Source organism: Pseudoalteromonas sp. APC 3495 (assembly GCF_030407645.1).
In the GTDB taxonomy this organism is placed as follows: Bacteria; Pseudomonadota; Gammaproteobacteria; order Enterobacterales; family Alteromonadaceae; genus Pseudoalteromonas; species Pseudoalteromonas tetraodonis.
The window spans coordinates 19,920-36,237 of the sequence record NZ_JASDDA010000022.1; the positions used below are offsets into that span (position 1 = coordinate 19,920).

Here is a 16,318-nt window from a genome sequence, read left to right on the forward strand (position 1 = left end):
GGATACTCGCCAGTAATTACATTTAATAAACAAAAAACCCAGCCTTTGCTGGGTTTTTTGTTGTCTATTTCTTTGGCAAATAAAAAAGCCTGCGCAAAGCAGGCTTTTGTATAACGACCATTAGGCTGGGGTTAAATCACTTTCGTAATCAAAACGCAGCTTTTTATCTTTAACCGATACTTTTACCGTACCGCCAGAAATTAGCTCACCAAACAGTATTTCATTTGCCAATTGCTTTTTAAGGTCTTCCTGAATAACACGTGCCATAGGGCGTGCGCCCATTGCTTTGTCATAGCCTTTGTCAGCCAACCATTCACGTGCTTTAGACGTCAGCTCAAGATTAACTGATTTCTTGTCTAGTTGCGCTTGAAGCTCCACAACAAACTTATCAACCACTTGTAAAATAACTTCTTTATCGAGGTGATTAAACCAAATAATGTTATCTAAGCGGTTTCTAAATTCTGGTGAAAATACTTTATTAATTTCACCCATTGCATCGTGCGTATGGTCTTGCTCACTAAAGCCAATCGACTTACGTGTGGTTTCTTGCACGCCGGCATTAGTGGTCATCACGACTACGACGTTTCTAAAGTCGGCTTTACGGCCATTATTATCAGTTAGCGTACCGTGATCCATAACTTGCAATAAAATGTTGTAGATATCTGGATGGGCTTTTTCAATCTCATCCAAAAGTACAACAGCGTGTGGATTTTTAATGACCGCTTCTGTTAGTAAGCCGCCTTGTTCAAAACCAACATAACCCGGAGGCGCACCAATTAAACGGCTCACCGCATGGCGCTCAACATATTCAGACATATCAAAACGAATAAACTCAACGCCCATACATTTAGCTAATTGCTTGGTAACCTCTGTTTTACCGACCCCCGTTGGGCCTGCAAATAAGAATGAGCCTACGGGTTTGTTCTCATTCGCTAAACCTGAACGCGACAAACGAATGGCAGAAGTTAATGCATCAATAGACTGATCTTGTCCAAACACTAACATTTTTAAGTTACGGTCTAAGTTTTTCAGCGTTTCTTTATCAGACGACGACACATTTTGTGGCGGGATACGCGCCATTTTTGACACAATCAGCTCGATATCAGAAACACCAATGGTTTTTTTACGTTTAGAGGTAGGTAACAAGCGTTGGCTTGCACCCGCTTCATCAATAACATCAATCGCTTTATCAGGCAGATGACGTTCGTTAATGTACTTAGCGCTAAGCTCGGCTGCCGCCTTCAACGCTTTTTGCGTGTAACGAATACCATGGTGTGCTTCATAACGCTCTTTTAAGCCGTTAAGAATTTTAGTGGTGTCTTCCACACTGGGCTCAAGCACATCAATTTTTTGAAAGCGACGTACCAAGGCACGGTCTTTCTCAAAAATGTTTTTGTACTCACCATAGGTGGTAGAACCCATACACCGTAATTGCCCACTGGAAAGTAGCGGTTTAATTAAGTTTGAGGCATCCATTACCCCACCCGATGCAGCACCTGCACCGATAATGGTATGAATTTCATCTATAAATAAAATAGAGCCTGGTTTAGCTTGCAGCTCTTTTAATAAGCTTTTAAAGCGCTTCTCAAAATCGCCTCGGTATTTAGTACCGGCAAGCAAAGCGCCCATATCTAATGAGTAAACAACCGCATCAGCAATAACTTCAGGCACTTGTTCGTTAACAATTCGATACGCTAAACCCTCAGCGATAGCGGTTTTACCCACGCCAGCTTCACCAACCAGTAATGGGTTGTTCTTTTTACGGCGACACAACACCTGTACAGTGCGCTCTACTTCGCTGTCGCGACCAACAAGCGGGTCAATGTTGCCCTCTTTGGCTTGTATGTTGAGATTAGTGGTGAAGCTGTCAAGCTTACTCGCTTCTTCACTGGCAACTTCTTGCACTTCTTCATGTATATCGTCAGTATCATCGCCTAATTCGTCGTCACCTTTGGCAATCCCATGAGAAATAAAATTAACAATATCAAGGCGAGAAATATCATTCTTTTTAAGTAAATAAACTGCCTGGCTTTCTTGCTCAGAAAAAATAGCCACCAGTACATTTACACCCGTCACTTCATTTTTTCCCGAAGATTGCACATGAAATACTGCGCGCTGTAATACACGCTGAAAACCAAGCGTTGGTTGAGTTTCGCGTTCTTCTTCTAAATCAGGAATAACCGGTGTGGTTTCATCAATAAATTCAAGTAACTCTGTTTTTAATCCAGAAATGTCAACACCACACGCATTAAGCGCTTCTCCAGCTGATGGATTATCGAGTAGAGCTAATAAAAGATGCTCTACGGTCATAAACTCATGACGACGTGTACGCGCTTCACGAAACGCGGTGTTCAAAGTTAGTTCTAAGTCTTTATTTAGCATTGGCAACCCCTTACAGAGATAATAATTTTATACCGCACTTCAAAGATGAAAGTTCACCTTTGTGGTATTTATTCCTGCTCACAACTACATAGCAGTGGATGCTCGTTATCCCTTGAGTAGCGGTTAACTTGCTCAGCCTTGGTATGTGCTACATCTGCGCTGTAAACACCACAAATGCCCTTACCTTGCTGATGTATTTGCAGCATCACATCAGTTGCTCTATCGCTATCCATATTAAAAAACGTCATCAAGATCTCAATTACAAAATCCATCGGCGTGTAATCATCGTTGTTTAAAACAACTTTATATTTTCGCGGTGGCTGCAACTTTTGCTTTTCACTATCGCGAACGGTGTCGATAACACCAGAATCTTTCATACCACTCATAATTAAATATAGTCTTGTCTTTGTAACTCAAGCAAACTTGAATAAAAAAATAAATAAAATGTTAAAAAATAACCCAAAACACTTGACTGGTTGCTTAAATAAACTACAGTCAAATGGTGATTGATTAAACCTTAGTCAGTCTAGCAAACAATACAGTTTAGGATAACTAAATTAGTCAACTTATAGAAGGATGTAGAAGTATGGCTTGTGGTAAAGTCAAATGGTTCAACAACGCCAAAGGTTTTGGTTTCATCGTAGAAGACGGTTGCGAGAACGACATTTTTGCTCATTACTCCACTATTGTAATGGACGGATACAAGACGCTTAAAGCTGGTCAAGATGTTACCTTCGAATTACAACAAGGCCCTAAAGGTCTACACGCTACTAATATAGCCCCTAACGGCGATATTTTAGAGTGATTGTAAATATGAGACTAAAGCGAGCGACCTATTTAGATCCTCGCTTAATTCCCTAAAACCCCTAACCACTTCTATATTAATTGCTTCATTGTTCGTTAATTCAACCCCACTCCTTGATTTTATTTTATCTACCCCAATAATTTCATTATTAGATGTTTAACTGCTGGCGTTTGGCGCGTAATCCTAGCCCTTTTTAGCCAAGCTTGTTACACTCTTTATCCTGTAAAACGTAATTACTTTAGCCTAATGGCTAGTTTAGATTTACATAAATTTTAGTTATAAAAGACACTAGTCCGTCAGGTGTGATTATTCTTACCTTGTTTAGGTTATACGAGTACCAACACCTAACAGACTACTCATTGCATACATTAATACTTTATTTATAAGGTATTAGGCGATGATTTCTTTGCATTGTTGAATTTGGCCAATGCGGCCTACTATCTAGGAATGATGATGACATCAAAAATTATCTATACAAAAACGGACGAAGCTCCGGCATTAGCAACGTATTCGTTGTTACCAATTATCCAAGCGTACACAAATGCGGCAGGTGTTGAAGTTGAAACACGCGACATCTCACTCGCTGGTCGTGTTATTGCGAGCTTCCCGGATTACCTAACAGAAGAACAACGCATTGGTGATGCACTTGCAGAACTTGGCGAAATGGCGAAAACACCAGAAGCTAACATCATAAAATTACCGAACATCAGTGCCTCAGTTCCACAACTTCGCGCTGTAATTAAAGAGCTTCAAGAAAAAGGTTACGCATTACCTGAGTACCCTGTAGAACCTAAAAACGATGAAGAAAAAGCGATTCAAGCCGCCTATGACAAAATTAAAGGCAGTGCAGTAAACCCTGTACTTCGTGAAGGTAACTCTGACCGTCGCGCACCAAGTTCAGTAAAAGAATATGCACGTAATAACCCACACTCTATGGGTGCATGGAGCAAAGATTCACAGTCTTATGTTGCAAGTATGGAAGAAGGTGACTTCTTTGGTTCAGAGCAGTCACTAACTGTTGATGAAGCAACGGATGTTCGTATTGAACACGTAGCGGCTAATGGCGATATCACTGTACTTAAGCAAAGCACACCGCTACTTGCTGGTGAAGTTATTGATGCATCACGTATTAGTGCTGCAAAATTACAAGCATTCCTTGAAGCTGAAATTAATGCAGCTAAAGAAAAAGGCGTGTTATTTTCGCTTCATATGAAAGCGACCATGATGAAAGTATCTGATCCGATCATCTTTGGTCACGCTGTAAAAGTATTTTACAAAGACGTTTTTGCAAAACACGGTGCACTTTTTGAAGAGCTAGGTGTTGATGTAAATAACGGTTTAGGCGATGTGTACTCTAAAATTCAAACTTTAGATGACGCTAAGCGCGAAGAAATTGAAGCTGACATTCAAGCTGTTTACGCTGACCGCCCTGCTATCGCAATGGTTGATTCTCATCGCGGTATTACAAACTTACACGTACCAAGTGATGTGATCATCGATGCCTCTATGCCTGCTGCAATTCGTTCAAGCGGTCAAATGTGGAATAAAGACGATAAATTACAAGACACAAGCTTTGTAATTCCAGATCGTTGTTACTCTGGCGTTTACCAAGCAACGATTGATTTTTGTAAAGAGCACGGTGCATTTGATCCTACGACTATGGGTAGCGTACCAAACGTTGGCCTTATGGCTCAAAAAGCAGAAGAGTACGGCTCACACGATAAAACATTTGAAGCAAAAGCTGACGGTACTATCCGTGTTGTAGACACAAACGGTAATATGTTACTTGAGCACAGTGTTGAGAAAGGCGATATCTGGCGCATGTGTCAGGTTAAAGATGCACCTATTCAAGATTGGGTTAAACTTGCAGTAAACCGCGCTCGCGCAACAGGTAATCCGGCTATTTTCTGGTTAGATGCAGAACGTGCACACGATGCTGAGCTAATCAAAAAAGTAAATAAATACCTGCCAGATCACGACACTGCTGGCCTAGATATTCAAATTTTATCGCCAATGGATGCAACCTTGTTCTCACTAGCACGCATCAAAGAAGGTAAAGACACAATTTCTGTAACGGGTAACGTGTTACGTGATTACTTAACAGATTTATTCCCAATTTTAGAATTGGGTACCAGTGCTAAAATGCTTTCAATTGTGCCACTAATGAATGGCGGTGGTTTATTTGAAACTGGTGCGGGTGGCTCTGCACCTAAGCACGTTCAACAATTCGAAAAAGAAAACCACTTACGTTGGGATTCTTTAGGTGAATTCTTAGCACTTGCTGCGTCACTTGAGCACCTAAGCACAACAACGGGTAACAAAAAAGCACAAGTACTTGCAGATACACTTGATAAAGCTACCGGCACATTCTTAGCTGAAAACAAGTCGCCTTCACGTAAAGTAAAAGAGATTGATAACCGTGGTTCTCATTTCTTCTTATCTTTATTCTGGGCACAAGAGCTTGCTAAGCAAAATGATGACAGCGAGCTTAAAGCGCAGTTTACGCAAATTGCTAGCGACCTTGAAACTAACAAAGAGCAAATTGTTAGCGAGCTAAACGATGCACAGGGTCCAGCAATGGACATTGGCGGATACTTCCAGCCAAATGACGATGCAGCTTTTAAAGCAATGCGCCCAAGCACAACATTTAACGAGATTTTATCTAAACTGGTATAAATCCATTAAATGAATGAAAAGGCGCTCCAAAGAGCGCCTTTTTTTGTGCCTAATAGATATTCGCTTATTTAAGTGGTTTACTTTGCGGATTAGTATAAGTAAAAGGCATTCGTAAAAAAGGCCGCTAATGCGGCCTTTATATTCAACTAAACAAGTTTATTTAGTGTATGCACGTGGCATGTTTGATTCTGTTGTATAGCGCTCACGCAGTTTATCTTGGCGAGATTCAGTACTTACCTCAACCCCATTAATAAACATTTTATTTACGTGGCTGCTCAGCTCAAACGGGTCATTACTCCACATTACAACATCAGCGGCTTTACCCACTTCTAAGCTACCAGCATTAATACCAAATACATCAGCCACATTTGAAGTCATCGCTTTTAATGCGCCTTGCTGGCTCATACCGTAAGACACTGCATTACCGGCATCATAGCGGAGCTGGTAAACATTATGACTGGCATCGCCACCCACAGTTAAAAGTACTTTAACACCTGCTTTTTCTAGTATGCCGGCATTATTTAGGCTTGCATGTAATGAATCAAAACTGCCTGGTAAGTTATCCATTGCACTGATGATCACAGGAATACCCGCTTTTGCGATACGATCTTTAACTACAACGGCATCTTGCGCACCATTAAGAACAATATTTACCCCAAACTGCTGTTTCACTTTTATAAGTTCAACAATATCCGATGCACGCGACACACTAATTAGTAATGGCATATCGCCTTTTAGTACTTTAGCCATTATTTTATCTTCAGCACTTGGCTTAGCATCGTCTTTTTTAGCTTCTTTGCTTGCTTTAGTTTGGTGATCATCTAACTTATTGATCAGTGTTTGCAACGTAAATGCACGAGAGCCTTTGCTACGCTCACCCAAATGAACCACTAATGCCGCTTGCTTTTTGTTTACGCTTTCAAAGCTACCACTTAAATCCACCACACTGGCAAGGCCCGCAAAAATACTGTCACCACCGTATGGAGTGATTAAGTCACGAGTAACACCGCCTTTACGTGCATAAGGGATTAGGCTTGAACGAGGGTTAAATGCCAAGCTTGCATCAAAATCAATACCTGCTTTTTCCTCTCCTGCATCGCGAGAGCCTGCAACCGCACCTACTTCAACTAAACCAAGTTGATTTACAGTGGCAATAAAACCAGGGGTCACGATTTGACCTTTGGCATCAATAATTTTATCTGCTTTAACATCGCTAGGATTGATTGCAGTAATTTTGCCATCATTCATTACGATGCTGGCAGACTCTAATACGCCTTGATCTGATGATGTATGTAAAGTTGCATTAATAATAGCAAGAGATTGAGCGCTCACCGCACCCGATGCTAGTAACCCTGCAGCAACCAGAGAAAGCGAAAACGAACGTGATAATTTTTTCATTCTGGGTGCTCCTTATTGTTGACCTAACATAAAATCACTTTGTGCTTGGAATGCGCTATCGTTTCTATCGTAAACTTTTGCGCCATCAACAAACACTTGCTCTGCTTTTGCGTAAACGCTAAATGGGCTTTGATTCCAAATAACCACATCAGCTTGTTTACCTGCTTCAAGTGAGCCTGTTTTATCTTCAATGCCGAGTGATTTAGCGGCATTAGCCGTGATCCACTTAATTGCATGCTGCTCAGAAATATCAAAACCATTTTGGTTTGCACTGTACATTACTTTTGCGGCTTCTTGATTTAAGCGCTGAATCGTCGTGTCTGAGTCTGAATGCACAACGGCACATGAGTTTTTAACTGCATCAACAATCGCTACGTTCTCTTGTACCATATCGTAGGCTTCCATTTTAAAGCCCCACCAGTCTGGCCAAAGTGCTGCACACGAGCCATTTTCAGCCAGTAAATCTGCGATTTTATAGGCTTCAATACCGTGATGGAATGTACCCGCATGGTAATTAAACTCTTTAGAAAGGTCGATCATCATCGCCATTTCTTCAGCTTTATAACAGTGATTGTGAATACGAACCTCACCTTCTAAAACACCGCGTAATGTATCGTATTTAATATCGCGATGTGGAGCTTCTGGGTTTTTACCCGCAGCGTAATCAGCATCGTATTTGTCCCAAGCACGCTTGTACTCTTGCGCACCAATCCAAGCTGTGCGATAGCCTGCCATATTACCCATACGTGTCATCGGTAATTCACCTTTACGGCCATAAACGCGTTTAGGGTTTTCACCACACGCCATTTTTAAACCGTATGGTGCATCAGGAAACTTCATCCCTTGCATGGTGTGAGCCGGTACATTTTTAAGGGTAACGCCACGTCCACCAAATAAATTAGCTGAACCTGGTAAAATTTGTAACGAGGTAATACCGCCTTCACGTGCGCGATTAAAGCCTGGATCTTGTGGCCAAATTGAATGCTCAACCCATACTTCTGCTGTATTTGGGCTAGTCATTTCGTTGCCATCTTGGTGAGACTCAACCGACGGATTTGGATAAGCACCTAAATGAGAGTGAACATCAATAATACCTGGTGTTACCCATTTGCCTTGCGCATCGATAGTGGTGTTTGCGTTAGCGGTTAAATCTTTACCAACTTGCTGTACTTTACCATCAACAAGTAATACATCGGCTTCATCTAAACGCTCACCCGTGCCCGTTAATACAGTGGCATTGGTAATTAATGTGCTTGATGTAGCAACGGGTTGATAAGTACTTGGGTATGGGTTTTTATTAATGGTTACTTTTGCATCTTGCGGGCCGCTTTCTTGGCAACCAACAAGAGCCGCTGCTAAACCAACAGCTAACAATGAGGGAGCAAATTTTTGCATGTTTTTAGGTTCTCCTGTTTTTTTACTACTTTAGCGAAAGCAAACGCATAAAGCTAAAAAAACAGGTGAAAAGGCGGTTATTTAAGGTGAGTTTCTGTAATTATTTTTTTATATAATTGTTATAAAGCTTATCCAGTGCCCCTTCTGTGGTGAGCGATGGATCTTTACTAATAAAGTGTTTAACCGTTCGGGTTACAAAATCCGAATTTTGCTTATGTAATTTTGAAAAATCTTTAATTAATGTATTACCATCTTTTGCGGCGGTGACTTTATCATGACGATGCCTGTATTGGCTCAATGCCTTATTAAAATCGCCTTGATAATCCTCGACTAAAATTTTATAAAAGTCACTTTTTTGCACCTTCAATACATTAATGCAATAGTTAAGCGCTTCTTTAAAGTCTGTAAATATGCTGCCTTCTACATCAAACTCTTTGGTTTTTTCACGCACCGTGACACGCGCTTCTTCAGTGGCATAACTAAAACCTGTAAATGCAAGGCGCTCTGACGCTTCTTTACCGAGTTTCATGCCCGCTTGAATGCTGTGCGCAAATTCATCGCTCATGTCGCCAAGCTCGCTTTCTTCCCACATGTTGTACACACGTAAGGGCTTGGCGTATTTATTTGATAGTTTCTTTTTAAGCTTACTAAAACGCTCATCAATGGTCATTAAGCGTTCATTATGAAGTAATGCATGGCATTCATAACAAGCCGCAATAGCAACAAAATCCGCTTCTTCACCTAGATCAATAATACTTTGTAGCATATGCAATGGCGGGCAATGATCGCGCTCTGTTGCCTCACAGCCGCAATAAAAACATTGGTTAAAATGCTGTTGCTCACACGCATAGGCTTGCTGGTAGTAACTGGCTAACGTTTTATTCACAATTGCGCTCCAAAAAGATAAAATGCCACAAATTTAGGGCGCGATAATAACAGTCTGAAAAAATATTTCAGTAGGAAAACGTTAAAGTGTGTCAAAAATAAATTATTTATGAGCAACTTTTCATACACCTACAAAATAGCACAATTTACATACACATTTTCTTACAGCTTGTCCCATTCAGTTAACAACATTTTGGCTACATTAAGCAATACTTAAGTTGCACATAAACAAAGAGGCAAACACAATGATTTCTCTTAAAGCAACACTATATTCAACTGTATTATTAGGCGCAGCAACATTAACAGCACCTGTAATGGCAACCACATTTATTGCCGCTGACTCATCACCTGGTACACAAGTTTGCATGGCCGTTGCATCTAACAAACAACTGACACTGCACAAAACAATTAAAGAGCTCCATACCAACAAGCATGTAATTGGCAAAAAATTACGCTGCAATGATTTATCAATGAATGATTTTGTAGCGCTTTATGATTTAGACAAATCTGCACGCTTTTTCAATATTGAGGCTACCACCAGCACATCAATAAGGGATTTGGCAAAGGTAAATAAACTGATGGTGGTTATTATGGCGGGATCTAAATAACCTAAATTATGACTAGGGAATCGGTTTTAATACGTTCAATTTACACGAATCAAACACGTTAAGCAGGGCTTAGTACCTGCTTAACGTGTATTTATTATTAAATAAGCGCTGCCAACAAACCAAACAAGCCACCAAATACCCCACCCCATACAACGAGCCAACCTAAATGCTCACGGATCATGGTTTGAATAATTTCTTTTACCATTTTAGGGGTGAGTTCATCTAGGCGTTCATCCACTAATTTAAGTACCGTATTATGTAAGCTTTCCGCGTTATTTCCTTGAGTAAGCATGTCGCTTAGTAGCATTTTAAAATCGTCGGTGTCGCTTATTTGTACCAGTGATAATTGCATTTTTTCGATAAATTTTTCTCGCATTGGCTCTACCGCCTCTGTACCGCCAAACATTGCCAGCATGCTGCCAAATTGTGATTGCTCTATCACCACTAATAAATTATCGAAAGCAGGATTTAAATCTACCTTTTCAATTACCGATTCAAAGTCTATCGTTGGCTGCGCCTTGCTTAGAAGCTTATCTATTTTATGCTCAGAAAAGAACTCCGTAAGTATTAAATTTCTTATAGCTACTTTAAAGCTTTCAAACTTGAGCGCAATCACCCCCGATCCATATAAAAACGGGACTTTTTCAAATAGCATATGAATAGCGAGTAAGTTTGTAACCGCACCAGAGAGTGCAAATAAGCCCACCGAAAGTACAATGGCTTGATCAAATACAAAACCAATAACAACACAACACGCTGCCAATAAGTTAGTGATAAAACTTTTATTCATTTTTATTCCATTTCAGTGATTTGTATTAGAAATTGATAGTCTTAATTTTACACCGATTAATTTGTTTATTTAATCCCTTTTTGCCATAGTTTATTTATAGGTTTAAAAGGTGAGCAATTGTTATGTGGAAAACAATCAATCAACAGATCAGCCAAGCTATCCATTACGATTTTAAACACACCCATAAACGTCAGTTGCAAAACACATCAACCGATAAGCTTTTCCATATAAGTGATGGCAAGCACAATTATTTAGTTAAAATTGCGCAAAAGAATGAGCTCGATCGCTTTGAAGCACAAGCACAGGGCTTAAAACAACTCACTCAAAACAGTATATTTATGGTGCCCGACTGTATTACAACTGGCGCCAATATAGAATATGCGTTTATTGTATTAGAGTGGCTTACACTTGATGACCTTCCCCACACGCATTGGTCAACGATGGGTGAACACCTTGCCATGTTACATCAAAAACACGAGCAAGCGATGTTTGGTTTTGATACAGACAATTATTTAAGCTCTACGCCTCAACCTAATCAATGGCATAAAAAATGGGATGTATTTTTTGCAGAAGAACGTATTGGTTGGCAATTACAGCTATTAGCTGAAAAAGACATTGTGCTGGCAGACCCCGAACAACTGATAAATTTAGTAAAAGAGCAACTGCATAATCATCATGTTTTGCCCTCGTTATTACATGGCGACTTTTGGCGCGGAAACATGGGATTTGTAAATAATATTCCGACCCTATTTGACCCTGCCTGCTATTACGGTGATCGGGAGGTCGATATTGCTATGAGTGAGCTTTTTGCCCCATTACCCGATGAATTTTATAACGCCTATGATCACCATTATCCACTCTCTCAGAACTACCAACATCGCAAGCTTATTTATCAGCTTTACCCTATTTTAAACCATGCCAATATTTATGCAGGCCATTACTTAAATCAGGCTAAAGAACACGTTGAAAAACTACTAAACTTAAATAAATGAGTAAACAAAATATAAGCACTATACTTATACTTGAACTCTACAAAATAAATCTATTCGAGCGTTATTTTTAACGCTAATTGCATTAAATTTACTTGTAATAAGTCACTGTTGAGAGCTCAATATAAGTAAATCATTTAGTCAGAGTTCAAGCTACTTAGTATTAAGCCGTTATGTGCTATCTAGGTAAAATAACTTAATTTTTAAGGGGGTGTTATGAAAGACTTTTTATCACAACGTATCGCCTGTCCACATTGTGGACAGCATATTCATTTAGACCTTGATGCCAGTATGGGCGACCAAGACTACTATGAAGAATGCAGTGCTTGCTGTAATCTAATTCATTTAAATATGCATATAGACTATGCACGTAATAAGTTAGAGTTACACGTGGACAGCGATGACGAACAAATATTTTAGCTATGTTGGCGCATGTAGTTTTCGACGGTGTTTATAATAGTGTATGTTTGCTGATCAACTTCTATATTAAATTCATCACCTACAACAGCTGCACCTAAATTAGTAATATCGAGTGTTTCTGGTATTAAGTGTAACCAAAAGCCATGCTCATCAATATTGCCAACCGTTAAACTGGCGCCATTAATAGATACAAACCCTTTATATAAAACATATTTTTGCCATTTTTTTGGAAGGCTAAGCTGCATTTTGTAGTTATTTTCTAGTTTAACTATTTGCACTATTTTGGCAGTACAATGAATATGACCAGAGACTATGTGCCCACCCAGCTCAGTACCAAACGACACCGAACGCTCGTAATTGACTAAACTACCCAATTCCAGTTGTCCAAGGTTAGTAAGCTGCAAAGTTTCGTCAATAACATCAAAATGCACTTGAGCCACCACATCTTGATTACTAAGCTCTACTTTAACTACCGTTAAGCAGCAACCATTTATAGCGATGCTAGCACCTAAGTCTAAATGCTTTACGTATTGCTCATTAACAGAAACGACTAAACGTAATACACCCTGCGTATGGGTTCTAGAGACTACTGTTGCTTGAGTTTGAATAATACCGGTAAACATAAAAATCGCTTCTCTTTCTAACAAAGTGCTAGTTTAACGTATCAATCGCTAAAATAATTCACTTAATAGCACTTTTATTCGCAACAAAAGTAAGCTTATGCAGCAATTTAATAGATTCGCTGATTGTCTACATAGATAGAGCAATCACAATAGATTACAATGCGCCCATGTTTTTCTGAATAGCTGTTTTTTATGACTTTTTGTAGTTGGGAAGCTAAACGTTTACTTTCCCTCGCCTTTCCCGTTTTTTTAGCACAAGTGACCTTAGTATTAATGTCAGTGGTTGATACCATTATGGCCGGACAAGTGAGTCCAACCGATCTCGCTGCCCTCTCAATTGCTACAGGAATATGGAACCCAATTTTATTAGCAATACAAGGTATTCTATTAGCCCTAACGGGAGTCATTGCTCAATTTGCGGGTGCTAAAGATCGCAACGGCATTAGCCATTATTTTCAGCAAGCGCTTTATTTAACGCTCCTTTTGAGTATTGCAGGTTTTTGTGCTGCCCAGCTTGCCAATACCGTTATTTTACAGCTTGATACTAGCCCGGCGATTGCGGGACTTGCTTTTGATTACATTCATTTTGTTAAATGGGGTGTATTTGGTTTTTTAATTTTTACCGTGTATAGAAATATGACCGAAGGTATGGGGATGACCAAGCCTGCGTTTTATATCAGCCTACTCGGACTTGCGGTAAATATCCCACTCAATTATATTTTTATTAAGGGCTTATTTGGTCTACCCGCATTTGGGGGCGCTGGCTGTGGTATTGCCACCGCACTGGTATTTACTGTAATGGCTATTGCGCAAGTTACTTATTGCCAGCTGAGTAAAAAAATAGATGCCAAAGGCTTATTAACTGGCTTTGAAAAACCCAATTTTAAAACCATTGGTATTATTACCAAACTCGGTATTCCTATTTCACTCGCTACTTTTTTTGAAGTGACCTTGTTTGCCTGTATTCCCCTGTTTATTGCGCATTTGGGTGCGGTGGCTGTGTCTGGCCATCAAATTGCAGCCAGTGTGACTGCACTATTATTTATGATGCCTCTGAGCCTCTCAATTGCCATTAGCATACGAATTGGTAATTTATTTGGGCAAAATCATTTAGATCAATTAAAAGTAGCAGTATCAACAAGTTATATTATGGCGGCTATGGTTGCGTTGTTTATCGCTTTTATTACATTTATAGGGCGTGATGTGATCAGCCAATTATATAGCGATAGCCCTGCGGTACTTGCGCTTGCTTCATCAATTATGATTTTAGCCTGTATTTACCAACTTCCTGATGCATTACAAGTAGCTGCAAACGGTATTTTACGTGGTTTAAAACACACAGCGCCGATTTCGTATATCACTTTTATTTCTTATTGGTTAATCGGCTTTAGTTTAGGCTACGTATTAGCAAGAACAGACATAATAGTGCCAGCAATGGGCCCTCATGGTTTTTGGATAGGTATTATCGTTGGCTTATCAGTTGCAGCTATACTACTGATGCTGACCGTTCATAGGCGATTTAAACGTGAACCATTTATTCTCTCTTAAACAATCAATCTATACCAAACTGCCGCTTAATTGGTTATTGGCGGCATGTTGTATGGTGCTTTTGGGCTGCTCAGAGCAGCCCAGTGAGGCAAATAAAACCTATTTGTCTCGCTTGAGTAATACCTTACAAACGCCTGAGCCACACACAAAGCCACTGCAACAATTAGCCTTAGTAAAGCCAGTTGAAGCGTTGCAACCTGCGATTAAAATTGGCATAACTGAACTAGCTGGTATTAGCCAATGTAAACTTAACGTTCTGATAAGCGAGCATAATAATCAATTAGGCAAAACAGCCACCGCTGCTAGTAAATTGAAGTACCAAATAGATTTTATTCAAAGCGCGCAAAACTGTTTAAACACCTTAGATAAACAAAGCAACGTTCACAGTAAAATTACAGCGGCAAAAAACCAAAAACAAACTCAACTCACTCATTATTTTAATAATGTTTTATATAGTGAACCTGAACTGAGCAGCACTTGGCAGCTAACTGGCCAAGAACTCAGCACCCAACCGGCTGGGTTTAGTGACACGGTTGAGGCGCTTAAAAAGCTAACGACCATTAAACACCAAATAGAAACTAAAGGGAGTATGGCAATAAACAGCGATGATATTTTGTCAGCGCTTGAACCGCTCAACAGATACAAATTTGACCAACAGCTTATTCAAGCTGCGCGAGAACAAATTAGCTTAAATCATACAGCAACCCAGTTTGTAAATTCATTAGTAGTAGAAGATATCTGCCCTAAAGGGAAAAACAAGCAGCAGGCTAAAATTGTCAGTAATATATTTAATAAATATTATTTAAAACAAATACAGCCTTATCAAGCACAGCTGAGCGGGTATTTAGAAACATTGCAGCCGCTTTATATGCAGCTATGGTTTAATCAAGCAGTGAGTAGTGAAGCGGTAAATGCCCTACTTGACCCAAATTCTAACAACTTACTCTCTCAGCTAAAAGCGTCAGCAAAAGAGCATGTTATCTGGTGGCAAAAATTTTATAAAACGTGCGAAATCAGTCCAATATGAATAAAAAAACGGCAAATAAACTTAAAAACCATAAACATGCTTGATTCACCACTCATCACGCTATATATTAGCGACCGTTGTTAAGCAATTAACAATTTTTAAATACAGAAGTACGACTGTAGCTCAGTTGGTTAGAGCACTACCTTGACATGGTAGGGGTCGGTGGTTCGAATCCACTCAGTCGTACCAAATTTTTAAAGATTTAATTAAAGTACGTTGAAAGAAAAAGCACTACCTACTCTTGATCACCCGGTCCAGAAGTCGGTGGTTCGAATCCACTCAGTCGTACCAAAATGAGTAAATGCTGTATTTAAAGTACGATAAAGGAAAAAGCACTACCTACTCTTGATCACCCGATCCAGAGGTCTGTGGTTCGAATCCACTCAGTCGTACCAAAATGAGTAAATGCTGTATTTAAAGTTTAAGAATTTCATATTGTACGACTGTAGCTCAGTTGGTTAGAGCACTACCTTGACATGGTAGGGGTCGGTGGTTCGAATCCACTCAGTCGTACCAATTCAAAAAAACACCTCAAGAAAAAGCACTACCTACTCTTAATCACCCGCTCCAAGGGTCAATGCTCCAAATCCACTCAGTCGTACCAATTCAAAAAACACCTCAAGAAAAAGCACTACCTACTCTTAATCACCCGCTCCAAAGGTCGGTGGTTCGAATCCACTCAGTCGTACCAATTCAAAAAGAACGTAGGTCGGTTAAGTGGCGAAGCCGCGCCACCCGACATTAGGTTGCATTCCAACACCAAACGCCATCC

Annotated in this window: 14 protein-coding genes and 2 tRNA genes; 9 read left to right on the forward strand and 7 right to left on the reverse strand. The window is 39.9% G+C overall.

Translation table 11 applies throughout. From position 1 onward, the window contains the following. Positions 1-120 precede the first annotated feature (120 nt). Together clpA and clpS are read right to left on the reverse strand one after the other, a co-directional pair. A complete protein-coding gene (gene clpA / locus QL984_RS10500) occupies positions 121-2,382 on the reverse strand; it encodes an ATP-dependent Clp protease ATP-binding subunit ClpA (protein ID WP_016899877.1) in 2,262 nt (753 codons plus the stop codon). A 68-nt stretch (positions 2,383-2,450) separates the two neighbouring features. Continuing rightward, positions 2,451-2,759, reverse strand: coding sequence for an ATP-dependent Clp protease adapter ClpS (gene clpS / locus QL984_RS10505; protein WP_008110102.1), 309 nt, complete (start codon positions 2,757-2,759; stop codon positions 2,451-2,453). Positions 2,760-2,968: 209 nt separating this feature from the next. On the opposite strand from clpS, the gene cspD reads away from it, so the two are divergent. Beyond that, positions 2,969-3,187, forward strand: coding sequence for a cold shock domain-containing protein CspD (cspD, locus tag QL984_RS10510; protein ID WP_013464751.1), 219 nt, complete (start codon positions 2,969-2,971; stop codon positions 3,185-3,187). 453 nt (positions 3,188-3,640) lie between these two features. Then, positions 3,641-5,863: an NADP-dependent isocitrate dehydrogenase gene (locus tag QL984_RS10515; RefSeq protein ID WP_128583635.1), complete on the forward strand. Its 2,223-nt coding sequence runs from the start codon at positions 3,641-3,643 to the stop codon at positions 5,861-5,863. 156 nt (positions 5,864-6,019) lie between these two features. Here the strand turns inward: QL984_RS10515 and QL984_RS10520 are convergent, their stop codons facing one another. The 3 genes from QL984_RS10520 to QL984_RS10530 all read right to left on the reverse strand — a co-directional run bounded on the left by QL984_RS10520 (position 6,020) and on the right by QL984_RS10530 (position 9,542). Next, positions 6,020-7,261: an amidohydrolase family protein gene (locus tag QL984_RS10520; RefSeq protein ID WP_128583636.1), complete on the reverse strand. Its 1,242-nt coding sequence runs from the start codon at positions 7,259-7,261 to the stop codon at positions 6,020-6,022. Between the two features lie 12 nt (positions 7,262-7,273). Next, positions 7,274-8,656 (reverse strand): amidohydrolase, encoded by a 1,383-nt coding sequence (locus QL984_RS10525; protein WP_138764695.1) that lies wholly within the window; start codon positions 8,654-8,656, stop codon positions 7,274-7,276. 100 nt (positions 8,657-8,756) lie between these two features. Further along, positions 8,757-9,542 (reverse strand): hypothetical protein, encoded by a 786-nt coding sequence (locus QL984_RS10530; RefSeq protein WP_138764694.1) that lies wholly within the window; start codon positions 9,540-9,542, stop codon positions 8,757-8,759. Positions 9,543-9,786: 244 nt separating this feature from the next. Between QL984_RS10530 and QL984_RS10535 the strand changes: the two genes are divergently transcribed. Then, positions 9,787-10,149 (forward strand): DUF3718 domain-containing protein, encoded by a 363-nt coding sequence (locus QL984_RS10535; protein WP_138764693.1) that lies wholly within the window; start codon positions 9,787-9,789, stop codon positions 10,147-10,149. A 97-nt stretch (positions 10,150-10,246) separates the two neighbouring features. On the opposite strand, the gene QL984_RS10540 is transcribed toward QL984_RS10535, so the two are convergent. Next, the gene (locus QL984_RS10540; RefSeq protein WP_013464744.1) at positions 10,247-10,939 is read right to left on the reverse strand and encodes a hypothetical protein; all 693 of its coding nucleotides are present in this window, start codon (positions 10,937-10,939) and stop codon (positions 10,247-10,249) included. Positions 10,940-11,061: 122 nt separating this feature from the next. Here QL984_RS10540 and QL984_RS10545 point away from each other — a divergent pair, with 122 nt between their 5' ends. Together QL984_RS10545 and QL984_RS10550 are read left to right on the forward strand one after the other, a co-directional pair. After that, positions 11,062-11,931 (forward strand): fructosamine kinase family protein, encoded by an 870-nt coding sequence (locus QL984_RS10545; protein WP_076920906.1) that lies wholly within the window; start codon positions 11,062-11,064, stop codon positions 11,929-11,931. Between the two features lie 213 nt (positions 11,932-12,144). Continuing rightward, complete coding sequence (locus QL984_RS10550; RefSeq protein WP_138764692.1) at positions 12,145-12,348, forward strand: CPXCG motif-containing cysteine-rich protein; 204 nt, start codon at positions 12,145-12,147, stop codon at positions 12,346-12,348. Here the strand turns inward: QL984_RS10550 and QL984_RS10555 are convergent. Next, positions 12,345-12,971: a riboflavin synthase gene (locus tag QL984_RS10555; protein ID WP_028835882.1), complete on the reverse strand. Its 627-nt coding sequence runs from the start codon at positions 12,969-12,971 to the stop codon at positions 12,345-12,347. The two genes, QL984_RS10550 and QL984_RS10555, sit on opposite strands and share 4 nt — an antisense overlap. 192 nt (positions 12,972-13,163) lie before the next feature. Here QL984_RS10555 and QL984_RS10560 point away from each other — a divergent pair, with 192 nt between their 5' ends. The 4 genes from QL984_RS10560 to QL984_RS10575 all read left to right on the forward strand — a co-directional run bounded on the left by QL984_RS10560 (position 13,164) and on the right by QL984_RS10575 (position 16,062). Next, the gene (locus QL984_RS10560; protein WP_033102521.1) at positions 13,164-14,519 is read left to right on the forward strand and encodes an MATE family efflux transporter; all 1,356 of its coding nucleotides are present in this window, start codon (positions 13,164-13,166) and stop codon (positions 14,517-14,519) included. Beyond that, positions 14,497-15,546, forward strand: a complete 1,050-nt coding sequence (locus QL984_RS10565) for a DUF3080 family protein (RefSeq protein ID WP_033102522.1) — start codon at positions 14,497-14,499, stop codon at positions 15,544-15,546. Before QL984_RS10560 ends, QL984_RS10565 begins: the two co-directional genes overlap by 23 nt. A gap of 112 nt (positions 15,547-15,658) precedes the next feature. Continuing rightward, positions 15,659-15,735: transfer RNA gene (locus QL984_RS10570), tRNA-Val, on the forward strand. A gap of 250 nt (positions 15,736-15,985) precedes the next feature. Then, a tRNA-Val gene (locus QL984_RS10575) sits at positions 15,986-16,062 on the forward strand. Positions 16,063-16,318 lie beyond the last annotated feature (256 nt).

Excerpts from the sequence above, each read along its gene's own strand:
- clpA (WP_016899877.1), bottom strand. The coding sequence starts at position 2,382 with ATGCTAAATAAAGACTTAGAACTAACTTTGAACACCGCGTTTCGTGAA.
- clpS (WP_008110102.1), bottom strand. The coding sequence starts at position 2,759 with ATGAAAGATTCTGGTGTTATCGACACCGTTCGCGATAGTGAAAAGCAA.
- cspD (WP_013464751.1), top strand. The coding sequence starts at position 2,969 with ATGGCTTGTGGTAAAGTCAAATGGTTCAACAACGCCAAAGGTTTTGGT.
- QL984_RS10515 (WP_128583635.1), top strand. The coding sequence starts at position 3,641 with ATGACATCAAAAATTATCTATACAAAAACGGACGAAGCTCCGGCATTA.
- QL984_RS10520 (WP_128583636.1), bottom strand. The coding sequence starts at position 7,261 with ATGAAAAAATTATCACGTTCGTTTTCGCTTTCTCTGGTTGCTGCAGGG.
- QL984_RS10525 (WP_138764695.1), bottom strand. The coding sequence starts at position 8,656 with ATGCAAAAATTTGCTCCCTCATTGTTAGCTGTTGGTTTAGCAGCGGCT.
- QL984_RS10535 (WP_138764693.1), top strand. The coding sequence starts at position 9,787 with ATGATTTCTCTTAAAGCAACACTATATTCAACTGTATTATTAGGCGCA.
- QL984_RS10540 (WP_013464744.1), bottom strand. The coding sequence starts at position 10,939 with ATGAATAAAAGTTTTATCACTAACTTATTGGCAGCGTGTTGTGTTGTT.
- QL984_RS10545 (WP_076920906.1), top strand. The coding sequence starts at position 11,062 with ATGTGGAAAACAATCAATCAACAGATCAGCCAAGCTATCCATTACGAT.
- QL984_RS10550 (WP_138764692.1), top strand. The coding sequence starts at position 12,145 with ATGAAAGACTTTTTATCACAACGTATCGCCTGTCCACATTGTGGACAG.
- QL984_RS10555 (WP_028835882.1), bottom strand. The coding sequence starts at position 12,971 with ATGTTTACCGGTATTATTCAAACTCAAGCAACAGTAGTCTCTAGAACC.
- QL984_RS10560 (WP_033102521.1), top strand. The coding sequence starts at position 13,164 with ATGACTTTTTGTAGTTGGGAAGCTAAACGTTTACTTTCCCTCGCCTTT.